We start from the raw sequence: 14,374 nt of genomic DNA, 5'->3' as shown, positions 1-14,374 counted from the left end.
AGGCTACATCGCAATTAATTCATAAATTGACAACGATTGCAATTTTTAGAAAATTATGTTATTATTAGTTATGAAAGATAGTTATCTTTCACAGTTAAAAATAACAATAATATGTAAAGGGGCGGTTATCATGTTAAGATACAATGTACGCGGCGAAAATATTGAGGTGACAGTACCTATTAGAGAATATGCTGAAAATAAAATCAGTAAATTAGAAAGATATTTTGCGAACATTCCCGATGCTAATGTTTATATTAACTTAAAAACATATCAAAAGGATGGCAATAAAAAAGTTGAAGTAACTGTGCCATTACAAGGATTAACTTTACGTGCAGAAGAGGTAAATGATGATTTATATGCAGCAATTGATTTAGTAGTAGATAAATTAGAAAGACAAGTACGTAAACATAAAACAAAAGTTAATCGTAAACATCGTGAACGTCATACAGATGACTATGATTTAATTGCATCATTTGAAGTTGCAGAAGATGAAAATGAAGAAGATATCAAATTTGTTAGAACAAAAGAAGTAGATTTAAAACCAATGGATAAAGAAGAAGCTGTACTTCAAATGGAGTTACTAGGACATGATTTCTTTATTTACACAGATGCTGATACTAATCAAATAAATATTGTCTATCGTAGAAAAGATGGACGTTATGCTTTAATAGAAACTAAATAAACTAAAAACCTCTTGTTATTCAAGAGGTTTTTAGTTTTAGCACAATATTTTTATTTTTCAATGTTTTTCATTTTTATTTTAGTGAATTTCTGATACAATAGTAAAAAATATACTTATTAAAAATAAGGATAAGATAATTTTAAAGACAAAATTATCAAATAAAGGAGAATAAGATTCGTGGGAATATTAAAAAAAATATTTGATTCAAATAAACGCGAAGTAAAATCATTATCAAAATTAGCTGATAAAGTTATTGCGTATGAAGATGCAATGTCTGCTCTATCTGATGAAGAATTACAAGCTAAAACATCAGTTTTCAAAGCATATATTCAAGAAGAATTAGAAAAAGGAAAAAAATTACAGAAAATCTTAGATGGTATTTTACCAGAAGCTTTTGCAGTAATTAGAGAAGCAGCATTTCGTGTATTAGGTATGAAACCTTATAAAGTTCAAATTATGGGGGGGATTGCCTTACATAAAGGGGACATTGCTGAAATGAGAACAGGTGAAGGTAAAACATTAACAGCAACATTGCCTGTTTATTTAAATGCACTATCTGGCAAAGGTGTACATGTTGTAACTGTGAACGAATACTTGTCTAAACGTGATAAAGAAGAAATGGGGCAAGTATATGAATGGATAGGTTTGACAGTAGGTTTAAACTTAAATGCATTAGCACCCTATGAGAAAAAAGAAGCATATAATCAAGATGTTACCTATTCAACAAATAGTGAATTAGGATTTGATTACTTACGTGATAATATGGTGATTAGAGCTGAAGATCGTGTATTAAGAGGATTAAATTATGCGGTTATTGATGAAGTAGACTCTGTGTTAATTGATGAAGCTAGAACACCATTAATTATTTCAGGACAAGCCGAACAATCAACAAATTTATATACTGCAGCCGATGCTTTTGTTAGAACATTAAAAGAAGAACGTGATTATACGATTGATGTTAAAACAAAACAGATTTTAATTACAGAAGAAGGTATTGATAGAGCAGAAGCTTATTTTGGTCTGAAAAATTTATATGATTTGCAAAATGTTAATATTATGCATCATATTAATCAAGCATTACGTGCAAATTATATTTTATTTAAAGATATAGACTATGTCGTTGCACCTGGAGAAAAAACAGAATTTGAAATTTTAATTGTGGACCAATTTACAGGACGTACAATGCCAGGACGTCGTTATTCAGAAGGTTTACATCAAGCAATTGAAGCCAAAGAAGCAATTGAAATTCAAGCTGAATCAAAAACGATGGCGACAATTACTTATCAAAACTTTTTCCGTATGTACCATAAATTGTCAGGTATGACAGGAACAGCGAAAACAGAAGAAGAAGAATTTAGAAATATTTATAATATGTCTGTAACAACTATTCCAACTAACAGACCGATTTTACGTCAAGATCAACCAGATTTAATTTATGTAACAATGAAAGCTAAATTTGAAGCGGTAGCAGATGAAGTAGCACGTATTCATAAAACAGGGCAACCAGTTTTATTAGGTACGGTAGCAATAGAAACTTCTGAAATTATTTCAAAATTATTAACACGTAGAGGTGTTAAACATGAAGTGTTAAATGCTAAACAAAATGAAAGAGAGGCTGAAATTGTTAAAGATGCAGGTCAAGTAGGTGCGGTAACAATTGCTACAAATATGGCTGGTCGTGGTACGGATATTAAATTAGGAGAAGGTGTTCGTGATTTAGGTGGTTTAGCTGTAATTGGTACAGAACGTCATGAATCAAGGCGTATTGATAATCAATTACGTGGACGTGCTGGACGTCAAGGAGATCCTGGGTATTCAAGATTCTATTTATCTTTAGAAGATGAATTAATGATTCGTTTTGGTTCTGATCGCATGCAAAACATGATGAAGAGATTAGGTATGGAAGATAGTACACCAATTGAAAGTGGTATGGTTTCTCGATCAGTAGAAAGTGCTCAAAAACGTGTTGAAGGTAATAACTTTGATTCGCGTAAACAAGTATTACAATACGATGAAGTGTTAAGAAAACAACGTGGTATTATTTATGGTGAACGTAATGAAGCTATTGATTTACCATCTGTTAGACATACGATCAAACAAATGTTAGCTAACTCTTTAGAACGTGCTGTTTCAGTACATTTTAATGCAGAAGAATATGATGAAGATAGTTTAGAATTTGATTACACACCATTTATTCGCTATGTTAATGAAATGTATTTACCTGAAGGCAAATTGACAGCAGATGAATTAAGACGTCAAGAACCAGAAGAAATCAAAAATATTGTGAGTCAAAAAATTAACGAAGAATATGAAGTTCGTAAAGAATTATTTGGTGATGAATCAATGCATCAAATAGAAAAAATTATTTTATTACGATCAATTGATTCAAGATGGACAGATCATATTGACGAAATGGACCAGTTAAGAAGAGGAATTCATTTGCGTTCTTATGGACAAATCGATCCATTAAGAGAATATCAAAATGAAGGTTTTGAAATGTTTGAAGATATGATTGCATCAATTGAAGATGAAGTTGCACGTTTAATGATGAAAGCACAAATTAATCGTGAAGAAGAAATTGCGCGTGAAGAAATGGAACGTAAGTTACAACAGTTACAAGCAAATGATGGTAAAGCTAAAGAAAAATTGAGCCCACGTATTAACCCAGAAAAACAGGCACAACGAGAAATCGAGAATAAAGCTTAAGATAATCATATATAGTAAAAAAGGAACTTATGACAATATTGTCGTGGTTCCTTTCGATTTTAATTAGAGGTGAAAAATGGAAATTGCAGAAATAAAAAATGATTTAGAAATAATTAATGCCAAATTATCAAATTTTAATCAATCTCTTGACTTAGAAGTTAAAAGTGAAAGATTAGCAGAATTAGATGAAATAATGTTAGACCCTACATTTTGGGAGGATGCACTACAAGCTCAGAAAATTATTAATGAAAGTAATACCTTAAAAAATCTAGTAAATACTTATCATGAAATGCAACATGATTATGAAGAATTATTATTGTTGTTAGAATTAATTAAAGAAGAACCTGATGAAACAGTGCAGCAGGAAGGAGAAAATCTATTAATTGATTTACAACAACGCATTAAGAATTATGAATTAAATATGTTATTAAGTGGACCATATGATAAAAATAATGCCATTTTAGAATTACATCCAGGTGCTGGTGGTACAGAATCGCAAGATTGGGGCGAAATGTTGTTAAGAATGTACCAACGTTACGCAGATAAACAAGGTTATAAAGTAGAAGTTTTAGATTATCAAAGTGGAGATGAAGCGGGTATTAAATCTGTTACTTTATTAATTAAAGGATATAATGCTTACGGTTATTTACAATCTGAAAAAGGTGTTCATCGTTTAGTGCGTATTTCTCCATTTGATAGTGCGGGTCGACGTCACACATCTTTTGTCTCTTGTGATGTGGTACCCGAGTTTGATGATAATGATATTGAAATAGAAATAAAAAATGAAGATTTAAGAATAGATACATTTCGTGCAACTGGTGCAGGAGGACAGCATATTAATACAACAGATTCAGCAGTACGTATTACACATATACCGACAAATATTGTTGTTGCTTCTCAAGCAGAACGTTCTCAAATTAAAAACCGTGAAACAGCTATGAAAATGCTAAAAGCTAAATTATATCAACAGCAACTAGATAAACAAGCTGAAGAGTTAGCAGCAATACGTGGTGAACAAAAAGAAATAGGTTGGGGTTCTCAAATCAGGTCATACGTCTTTCATCCTTACTCAATGGTAAAAGATCATCGAACAAGTTATGAAACAGGTAATACACAGTCTGTAATGGATGGTAATTTATCACCTTTTATTGATGCGTATTTACATTGGTTAGCAAAACAATAGTGTTAACGATAAAATATTAATAGCATTGCTGAAATTAACGATTGTATTACAGCTTTGTTACATTACTTACTTTGTAAAAAAAATATGATATAGTAGTAATAGTCAAAAAATATAGATAAAATCTTATATAAATATAGATAATTCAATTCGGAGGAATTTAACCAATGAAATTTAAAAAAAATTTTATTTCTGCTTTAGCTGTATCCACAATTAGCTTAGCAGCATCATCAACATATGCTACAGATTACGAAATTAATCATGGTGATACATTATGGCAAATCGCCCAAAAATATAATACAACAGTTGAAGATTTAGCGCGTATTAATAATATTCAAAATGTTAATTTAATTTATGCAGGTTATAAATTAAAAATCGACGATGAAAACATTGTATCTGAAACAACAGAAACAATGGAAACTTCAGCAAGTGTATCAACAAATAATGTACATACAGTAAATTTAGGTGATACATTAACAAATATTGCAAAACGTTACAACACAACAGTAGCGCAATTACAACTATTAAATAATATTTCAAACCCACATTTAATTTATCTTGGGCAATCTATTCGTGTAGAAGGTAATGCATTTATTTCTACAGTAGATGACAGTAATGTAGAAACTTCAACAACAAATGTAGAAGAAACAACTGTTGAACCTGAAGTTAAATCAGAAAACATTGTAGAAACAGCATTTAGAAAAGTTGAAGATGCTAAAGTAGCAACAATTTCTGAAGTAAAAGAAGAAGCAACTGAAATAACAAAATCAGAAGAAGCAACACCAGTTGTAGAAACAGAATCAACTAAAGCAACAGAAGAAGCTAAAGCGGCGGAAGCAGCACGTCAAGCAGAAGAAGCTAAANAGAAGCTAAAGCGGCGGAAGCAGCACGTCAAGCAGAAGAAGCTAAAGCGGCAGAGGCAGCACGTCAAGCAGAAGAAGCTAAAGCGGCGGAAGCAGCACGTCAAGCAGAAGAAGCTAAAGCGGCAGAGGCAGAGCGTCAAGCAGAAGAGGCTAAGGCAGCAGAAGAAGCAGAGCGTCAAGCAGCTGTTTCTACTACTAGTGCAGCAGCTGTTAATGGTAATGCTATTGTAGCTAATGCTTATGCTATTGCACCACAACGTGTTTATTCATATGGTGCTAATGATGGTTACGCAGTTGATTGTTCATCATTTGTACAGCAAGTATATGCAGCAGCAGGTATTTCAATACCGCGTGTTACTTGGTCACAAATGGCTGCAGGTACACCAACAAGTGATCCACAACCAGGAGATTTAGTTTTCTTTAATGGTGGTTCTCATGTCGGAATTTATATCGGTAATGGTATGATGATTGATGCTTTAAATGCAGGTACACCAATTGGAGAACGTCCAATTAGTTCAATCATTGGATCTGTAGACGGTTATTACACATTTAGATAATAATATTATCTAAGGGATAAGAATAAGAATCAAAATAATTTTGATTCTATCTTATCTCTTTTTATATAGGAGGAGATATTGATGCAAGAATTGAAATGTCCACATTGTCATGAAATATTTAAAATTGATGAAACAGGTTATACTAATATTGTAGCTCAAATTAAAACTCATGAATTTAATCAAGAGTTAGAAGAGAGACTACAACAATTAATGTTACAACAGGATAAGGAATTTAAATTAAAGCAAGAACAACAACAAAATGAATTTGAACAAACATTAATAAAACAAAATTATCAAATAGAATTATTAACTAAGCAATTAGAACAATTATCTCAACAAAAAGAGGGTGAAAAACAATTAGCATTAAATGAAATAACTAATAAAATGCAACAAGAGATTATTGAATTACAATTTAAAAATGAAAATTTGAAAAGAGAGAATCAACAAGCAATAAAAGAGGCGATATCTTTAAAAGAACAAGAATTAATTAAAATAAATAATGAAAAACAATTGCAAGAAAAAGAATATCAATTAGAAAAAAAGAATATAGAAGAAAAATTTTCAATAGAACTACAACAAAAAGATGAAATAATTTCACAATATAAAGATTTTAAAGCAAAATTATCAACGAAAATGGTTGGTGAAAGCTTAGAACAACATTGTGAAATAGAATTTAACAAACAAAGAATGATTTCCTTTCCAAATGCACAGTTCGGTAAAGATAATGATGCTAAATCAGGAAGTAAAGGAGATTATATTTACAGAGAATTTGATGAAAATGGTGTAGAAATTTTATCAATTATGTTTGAAATGAAAAATGAAAGTGATGCAACAGCGACTAAAAAGAAAAATGAACATTTCTTTAAAGAATTAGATAAAGATAGAAATCAAAAACAATGTGAATATGCAATTTTAGTATCAATGTTAGAAATAGATAATGAATATTACAATAATGGTATTGTAGATGTATCCTATCAATATCCTAAAATGTATGTTATTCGACCACAGTTTTTCATTCAAATTATAGGTTTGTTGCGTAATGCTGCATTCAATGCTTTAAAATATAAGCAAGAATTAGAAATCATGCGTAATCAAAATATTGATATTACTAATTTTGAAAATGATTTAACACAATTTAAAAATAATTTTTCTAAAAACTTTGAGTTAGCAAGTCGTAAATTTCAGGCAGCTATTAATGAAATAGATAAAACAATTACACATTTAGAAAAAACAAAAGCAGCCTTAGTATCTTCTGAAAATAATTTACGCTTGGCTAATAATAAAGCTGAAGATTTAACAGTTAAAAAATTAGTTAAAAAGAATCCAACGATGAAAGCAAAATTTGAAGCATTAGAGCAATTAAAAGAATAAAAAGGTCAAAGTTGACCTTTTTATAAATTAAAATTTAATAGGTGTAGCTGTTTCACGTAAAACAGCATCTAAAGTTGTAATGTTTTCTTTACCAATCGTTTCTAACCATTTAATAGCAGCAGTTTTACCACCCTCTTGGAAAGCTTTAGTAGCACCAGCCCAAGTAGCACGGCCACATAGGACACCATTAAATGTAGAGCCAGCAGCTTTAGCAAATGTTAATGTATCTTGGAATAATTTAGCTGATACACCAGCTGATAAAAAGATAAATGGTAAATTTGTAGCTTCACTTTGTTTGCGATAATAAGCTGCAGCTTCTTCACGTGTATAAACTATTTCTCCATCAGTAAATCCTTCTACATAGTTCATATTAACAGGTACTTCTACTTTTAATACATCTACACCGAATTTATCTTGTGAATAAACTTTCATTGCTTCAATAACTTTACGTGGTTTTAATTTAGCATATTCTTTTTCATCAGAGATATTTGCATCGTAAGATACTAATTCAAGATAGAAGGGCATTTCTTCCGCGCGACACTCTGAACCAATACGCTCAATAAAAGCTTCTTTAATATCATTTACTGATTTGTCTTCGTCAACATCTATATATAATAATACTTTTACAGCATCGGCACCAGCTTCTTTAATACGATGAACTGACATAGTATCAACTAAATCAGGGAAACGCCCTGGGACTGTTTTGTCATAACCAGTTTTCTCATAAGCCATTAATAAACCAGCATTTTTATTGCGTGCTTTAGCAGCAGGGAAACCAAATTCAGGATCCAATAAAATCGATGAAGCATATGGTGTTAAATATTCAGATACTAATACTTTAAATTCTTCTAATTCAGCAATAGGTGTTGATTCTCCTAACATACGGCGTAATGCACCACGTTGATCGATAGCTAATGCTGCAATAATTCCTTGCTCATTGCATAAATTGTTTAAACGTTGTTGCTTGCTAGTCATATTTAATCCCCTTTTCGTTTTAAAATATTTATAAATAAACTTTACCATAAAATTAGAACAAAATCAAACATTAGATAAATAAGAGTTGTGATTGCTAAAAAATGTTTAATTTTGTATACTTAACAGAAAGTAGAGTCATAATGAAGATATATTGGAGGATAATATGGTTAAAGAAAGTAGACATCAATTAATATTAGATGAAATAGAGAAAAAAGGTGTGGTAACAGTAAAAAAGCTTACTGAAAAATTAAATGTAACAGATATGACAATAAGAAGAGATTTGATAGAATTAGAGCAACAATCTCTTTTAGACCGTATACACGGTGGTGCACGTCGTAAGGTGAAAGATAGTCTAACTGAAGTATCTCATACAGAAAAAAGTATGTTGCATATAGAAGATAAACGTGTAATTGCAAAAAAATGTGCGGAATTAATTAAAAATAATGACACGATATTCATAGGTGCAGGGACAACAACTTATCTAATTAGTGATTATATAGAAAATAAAACGCTTAATATAGTGACTAACTCATTACCTATATTTGAAAAAGTAAAAGATTATCCACATTGTGATGTTATCTTGATAGGAGGAAGATATCGTATGAAAACTAAAACATTTGTCGGACAATTTGCGAATCGTTTACTAGAAGAAATAAAAGTGTCTAAAGCGTTTATTGGTGTTAATGGCATTGATATAGAAAAAGTAACAACAGCTAATGAAGAAGAAGGACATGGTAATGAAATTATTTTGAACAATGCTATAAAAAAATATATTGTGGCGGATAGTTCTAAATTTGATAGTTATTCTTTCTATGCATTTTATGATCTTGAACAAATTGATGCGATTATTACGGATGATAAAATAAGCGATAAACTAAAATACAGCTATCGTCAATATACTGAAATTATTTAAGTGTGTTTATTTTTGTCTTGACAAAAATAGAGATGTTTAATATATTTAAAATACAAACAAAAATAAACAATTATTTTAAAATGATTTCAGGAGGGTACATAATGAAAGTTTTTATTGCAGCAGACCATGATGGTTTTGTATTAAAAGAACACGTCAAAGAATATTTGATAAGTAAAGGTTTCGAAATTATTGATACAACACCAATAGAAGAAGGTAAAGACTTTGTTGATATTACTGAAAATTTAGTTCGAGAAATGAGAAAAGATGACACTAGTCGTGGTATTATTTTCGACCGCTTTGCTGTAGGGAGTTATATGGTAGCCAATAAGTTTAAAGGTATAATTTGTGCAGCAGTTAGTGATGAACATTCAGCAATGATGACAATTCGTCATAATTCAACACGCATTATTGCTTTAGGAGCAGGTATTTTAGGTAAAGATTTAGCTTGTGCATGTGCAGAAAGTTATTTATCTGCTGGTTATGATGGCGGGCGTCATCAAGTACGTATTGATATGCTTAATAAATTATGTTAGGAGGAAAAACAATGAAAATAGCATTAGGTTGTGATCATATTGTTACAGATACAAAAATGAAAATTTCGGAGTTTTTAAAAGACTTAGGACATGAAGTAATAGATGTAGGTGCTTATGATATGCATCGAACACACTATCCTATTTATGGGCGTTTAATAGCACAAGCAGTTGTTAATGGTGAAGCAGATTTTGGTGTAGCATTATGTGGGACAGGTGTAGGTATTTCTGTCTCAAGTGATAAAATTAAAGGTGCACGTGTAGCATTAGTGGGTGATGTAGCTACTGCTCAATATGCTCGAGAGAATTTAAATGCTAATATTGTTGCTTTCGGTGGTCGAATTTTAGGTCAAAATTTTATTCATCATATTGTACAAACATTTATTGAAACACCTTATTTATCAACACCAGAAAAAGAAGCATTAATTGCAAAAATCGATGCGATTGGTGAAATTGATACTAATATTGCACAAAATGCGCATATTTTTGATGAAGAAAATAAAAAGTGGGTAGAAGGTTATTATCACGATTAATAAAGGAGATTAATGATGATTCATTTAGTTTGTCCAAATCCTGCATTAGATCGTACAATTTTAATTGATAATTTTCAACCTAATATTGTTAACCGACCATTAGCAGTTTATGAAAATGCAGGCGGTAAAAGTTTTAATGTTGCTTATGCACTAAAAAAAGAAAGTCATAATCAAGAAAATCTATTCTGTATTCATACTATGCTAGGTGGTATGATGGGTAAATATCTTGAGCAGTTAAATCAACAAGATAATAATCCTTTAATTATTACACAAGTTGAACAAAACACAAGAACTTGTACGATTCATGTTGATTGTCATACACGTCATACGTATTTGGTTTATGAGCCGGGATTTACTTTAACAAAAGAATTGTTGACAATATTTACTAATAATTTATTAAAGAATGTAAAAACAGGAGATAGCGTAGTTTTTTCAGGTTCTTTAATGCAAGGTATGCCTGATAATTATATTTCACAAATCGCACAACAGTTACCACATAATGTAAAATTAATTGTTGATACGAGTGGTGCTGCGTTACAACAAGCTTATCAATGTTGCCCAATTATGATTAAAATAAATGATGAAGAACTAGCAGAATTATTTCCACAATTTTCAATAGATAGTGATGAACAAATATTAGAAATTTTAAAACAACATGTTACCCATGAAATTCCTTATTTTATTGTGACATTAGGTTCTAAAGGTGTTATTGCAAGATTAGAACAACAATTTTATAAATTAACTTTACCTTCTATAGAAGTTAAAAATCCAATTGCTTCTGGAGATTTTTTCTTAGGTGTTGTTGCTTATCAAATATCACAAGGGAAATTATTAGTTGATGATCTTGTAACAGCTTGTGCTTATGCTTCAGCTAATTGTTTACAATGGACACCAAAGATTGCTAATGAAGACGTTATATCTATAAAAGAGCAAATTAAAGTTCAATACATTAAATAAAGTAAACCTTTACAAATTAAAAGTGATATGGTATATTTTAGATAAAGTAAATAACAGTGTTACTATTAAATTAGGCATGATATATTTTGCAGAAATTTTATTTCTGTTAATATGTCATGCTTTTATTTATTTTTTCATGATACTTGATATTCACTTTAAATTAATTTTGAAAGAAGGTGGAAAGGAGAATGAAAATTACTAAAGTACTGAATAATAATACAGTACTTGCGTTGAAAGATAATGGTGTCGAATGTGTTGTGTTAGGTTCGGGTATTGGCTTTGCTAAAAAAGTGAATGATTTGGTTAATCAAGATAAAATAGAAAAAATTTATGTGCTAGAGACAAGTGAAATTGCAGATAATTTAATATTGTTATTACAAGATATACCGATTAATTTTATTATGACAACATTTGAAATAATTAATGTTGCTAAAGAGAAATATTTTATTTATTTGCAAGATTATATATATGTTACACTAACTGATCATTTGTATAGTGCATATAAAAAATATTTAGATAATCAATATATTGCACCTAAATTACCAGATTTATCGTATGATTATCCGATTCATTATCAAATTAGTGAACAAGCATTACAAATTTTTAATCAAAACTTTAATATTCAATTACCATTAGCAGAGATTAATGCAATTGCACTACATTTTATTAACTCTGAAAGCAAATTAATTAATGGAGAACTCAGCGTTATAGAAAATTCTGATGATATATTTCGTATTTTTGAAGAAATTTTAAAAGAGTTGAATATTGTAAGACGATCACACAATCAAAACTTATTTGAGCGTTTTTTTATACATATTAGATATTTTAAAGATCGTATTAAAGCGCAGCATCATAAAAGACATAATAAAAGTTTAGATCGTAATTTTTTAAATCAGTTGAAAGAAACAAATTATGATGCATATCAAAGTGTACAAAAAATTAAAATGAGATTGCAACAAGAGTTAAATATTTTAATAGATGTTAACGAAGAAATATATTTAATTATTCATATCGAAAGATTAATGGAGGTAAGAGATAATGATAACTAGAGAAGAAAATATGATGATTGGATTTACAATTGTAGCTATTGCAGGAGATGCAAAATCTGCAGTTTTTAAAGCCATTGAAAGTGCTAAAGCGGGCGATTTTGAAGCAGCAGAAGCACATTTAACCGAAGCAAATAGTTTTATTTCAGAAGCGCATAGAGAACAAACGAGTGTATTAGCAGCAGAAGCACAAGAACAAACAGGTGAAATGAGTTTTACAATGATTCATGGACAAGATTCATTAATGACGACAATGGCTTTACGTGATACAGCACGTTATTTAATTGATTTATATAAAGAAATACAAGATTTAAAATCAAAATAATTTATTCAACTATTAGTAAAAGAGCATATGTCTGATTTTTACTAACTTGAAATAACATACTAAATTATGATAAAGGAGTTTTGATATGATGAAAAAATTGATTGCTTTAATTGAAAAAGCAAAGCCGTTTTTTGAAAAAATAGCAGCCAATCCTTATTTGACAGCCATTCGTGATGGTTTTGTAGCTGTCATGCCAATTGTTATTTTTTCTTCTATATTTTTACTAATAACAGTTATTCCGAATACTTGGGGATTTAAATGGAGTGATAATACAGCCAACATTTTAATGAAAATGTATAACTATTCAATGGGAATTTTAGCATTGTTCATTGTAGGGACAACTGCTAAGTCATTGACCGATAATAGAAATACATTGTTGCCTAAGACAAGTCAGTTAAATCCAATATCTGTATTTGTGGCTTCACAGATTTCATTTTTAATCATTGCATCTAATCCGATTGAAAATGGACTATCAGTAGGAGATATTGGGAGTCGTGGTTTATTAGCAGCATTTGTAGTTGCATTTATTGTACCGAATATTTATTACTTCTGTATGAAACGTAATATTACAATTAAAATGCCACCTCAAGTGCCAGGTAATATTGCACAAACTTTTAAAGATATGTTACCTTTTGCTTTATCAGTGTCACTTTTTTGGGTAATTGATTTAATGATTCGTCATTTCTTTAATGATAATTTAGCAGCATTAATTATCAATGCTTTATCGCCATTGTTTAGTGCTGCGGATAGTTATTTAGGTTTTGCTATTATTTTTGGTTTTACAGCATTTTTCTGGTTTATTGGTGTACATGGACCTTCAATTGTGGGCCCAGCGGTTACTGCGATTTATTATTTAAATACATCAGAAAATTTAGCATTATTCCAAAGTGGTAAACAAGCATCGCATGCTTTGACACAAAATATGCAAGATTTTATTGCTTTAATGGGTGGAACAGGTGCAACTTTCGTCGTGCCATATTTATTTATGTTAGCGTGTAAATCTAAAGAATTGAAAGTTGTTGGAAAAATTTCAGTCGTGCCAACTTCTTTTGGTGTTAACGAACCTGTTCTTTTTGGAGCACCATTAATTTTAAATCCAATATTCTTTTTCCCATTTATTTTTACACCAATTATTAATTCTTGGATTGGTAAATTCTTTATTGAAACATTACATATGAATGGCCCGATGCATTTATTTCCATGGATGACACCAGGACCTATCGGTATTATATTAACAACAAGTTTTGCACCATTAGCCTTTTTATTAGTACCAATTCTATTAGTAGTAGATACAATTATTTGGTATCCGTTTATTAAAGTATATGATAAAGAAAAATTAGCAGAAGAAGCACAACATTCAGAAGAAGAAATAGTATCGAATGAAGTGATAGTAACAGAAGAATTTGTACCGACAGATGAAACAAATATTTTAGTTTTATGTGCTGGTGGCGGTACAAGTGGTATTTTAGCTAATGCTTTAAATAAATTGGCGAAGGAACGTGATTTAAAATTACAAGCTACAGCACGTGCTTATGGTCAGGATATGGATTTAATTCAAAATATGAATTTAGTTATTTTAGCACCACAAATGGAATCAATGAAAGAAGAACTAATTAAATATTGTGATCAATATGGCGTGAAAGTTGCAACAACAAATGGTCGTACATATATTCAATTAACACGTGATTCTGAAAAAGCTTTAGCATTTATAGCGGAACATTTAGAAAAATAGGAGG

13 protein-coding genes are annotated in these 14,374 nt (G+C 30.3%); 12 read left to right on the top strand and 1 reads right to left on the bottom strand.

All coding sequences use genetic code 11. The annotated features are described in order from the left end of the window. Nucleotides 1-130: 130 nt before the first annotated feature. The 5 genes from hpf (at nt 131) to AC5EAH_RS04030 (ending at nt 7,359) form a co-directional block, all read left to right on the top strand. Nucleotides 131-682, top strand: a complete 552-nt coding sequence (hpf, locus tag AC5EAH_RS04050) for a ribosome hibernation-promoting factor, HPF/YfiA family (RefSeq protein WP_493493476.1) — start codon at nt 131-133, stop codon at nt 680-682. A 177-nt stretch (nt 683-859) separates the two neighbouring features. Next, complete coding sequence (secA, locus tag AC5EAH_RS04045; protein ID WP_493493475.1) at nt 860-3,388, top strand: preprotein translocase subunit SecA; 2,529 nt, start codon at nt 860-862, stop codon at nt 3,386-3,388. A 76-nt stretch (nt 3,389-3,464) separates the two neighbouring features. Beyond that, nucleotides 3,465-4,571, top strand: coding sequence for a peptide chain release factor 2 (prfB, locus tag AC5EAH_RS04040; RefSeq protein WP_493493474.1), 1,107 nt, complete (start codon nt 3,465-3,467; stop codon nt 4,569-4,571). Between the two features lie 1,084 nt (nt 4,572-5,655). Then, nucleotides 5,656-5,988 carry a C40 family peptidase gene (locus AC5EAH_RS04035; protein ID WP_493493479.1) on the top strand — a complete coding sequence of 111 codons (333 nt, stop codon included), beginning with the start codon at nt 5,656-5,658 and terminating at the stop codon, nt 5,986-5,988. Between the two features lie 81 nt (nt 5,989-6,069). Then, nucleotides 6,070-7,359, top strand: a complete 1,290-nt coding sequence (locus AC5EAH_RS04030) for a DUF2130 domain-containing protein (protein WP_493493473.1) — start codon at nt 6,070-6,072, stop codon at nt 7,357-7,359. A 27-nt stretch (nt 7,360-7,386) separates the two neighbouring features. Here the strand turns inward: AC5EAH_RS04030 and lacD are convergent, their stop codons facing one another. Further along, nucleotides 7,387-8,334, bottom strand: a complete 948-nt coding sequence (gene lacD, locus AC5EAH_RS04025) for a tagatose-bisphosphate aldolase (RefSeq protein ID WP_493493472.1) — start codon at nt 8,332-8,334, stop codon at nt 7,387-7,389. Between the two features lie 163 nt (nt 8,335-8,497). Here lacD and AC5EAH_RS04020 point away from each other — a divergent pair, with 163 nt between their 5' ends. From AC5EAH_RS04020 to AC5EAH_RS03990, 7 genes are all read left to right on the top strand, one after another. Continuing rightward, nucleotides 8,498-9,247, top strand: coding sequence for a DeoR/GlpR family DNA-binding transcription regulator (locus AC5EAH_RS04020; RefSeq protein WP_493493471.1), 750 nt, complete (start codon nt 8,498-8,500; stop codon nt 9,245-9,247). Nucleotides 9,248-9,348: 101 nt separating this feature from the next. Next, nucleotides 9,349-9,780 carry a galactose-6-phosphate isomerase subunit LacA gene (gene lacA / locus AC5EAH_RS04015; RefSeq protein ID WP_493493470.1) on the top strand — a complete coding sequence of 144 codons (432 nt, stop codon included), beginning with the start codon at nt 9,349-9,351 and terminating at the stop codon, nt 9,778-9,780. Nucleotides 9,781-9,791: 11 nt separating this feature from the next. Continuing rightward, entirely contained in the window at nt 9,792-10,310 is a 519-nt protein-coding gene (gene lacB, locus AC5EAH_RS04010) for a galactose-6-phosphate isomerase subunit LacB (RefSeq protein WP_493493469.1), read from the top strand. Between the two features lie 15 nt (nt 10,311-10,325). Then, nucleotides 10,326-11,267 carry a 1-phosphofructokinase family hexose kinase gene (locus tag AC5EAH_RS04005; RefSeq protein ID WP_493493468.1) on the top strand — a complete coding sequence of 314 codons (942 nt, stop codon included), beginning with the start codon at nt 10,326-10,328 and terminating at the stop codon, nt 11,265-11,267. Nucleotides 11,268-11,455: 188 nt separating this feature from the next. Beyond that, nucleotides 11,456-12,316 (top strand): PRD domain-containing protein, encoded by an 861-nt coding sequence (locus AC5EAH_RS04000; RefSeq protein ID WP_493493467.1) that lies wholly within the window; start codon nt 11,456-11,458, stop codon nt 12,314-12,316. After that, on the top strand, nt 12,306-12,638 hold the full coding sequence (locus AC5EAH_RS03995; RefSeq protein ID WP_493493466.1) for a PTS lactose/cellobiose transporter subunit IIA: 333 nt from the start codon (nt 12,306-12,308) through the stop codon (nt 12,636-12,638). Before AC5EAH_RS04000 ends, AC5EAH_RS03995 begins: the two co-directional genes overlap by 11 nt. An 88-nt stretch (nt 12,639-12,726) precedes the next feature. Next, nucleotides 12,727-14,370, top strand: a complete 1,644-nt coding sequence (locus AC5EAH_RS03990) for a PTS lactose transporter subunit IIBC (protein ID WP_493493478.1) — start codon at nt 12,727-12,729, stop codon at nt 14,368-14,370. Nucleotides 14,371-14,374: the final 4 nt, after the last annotated feature.

The sequence above is a fragment of the Staphylococcus sp. B1(2026) genome (assembly GCF_058895785.1).
Note: the sequence above shows the minus strand (reverse complement) of the source record. Positions and strands in the feature narration are given on the sequence as shown.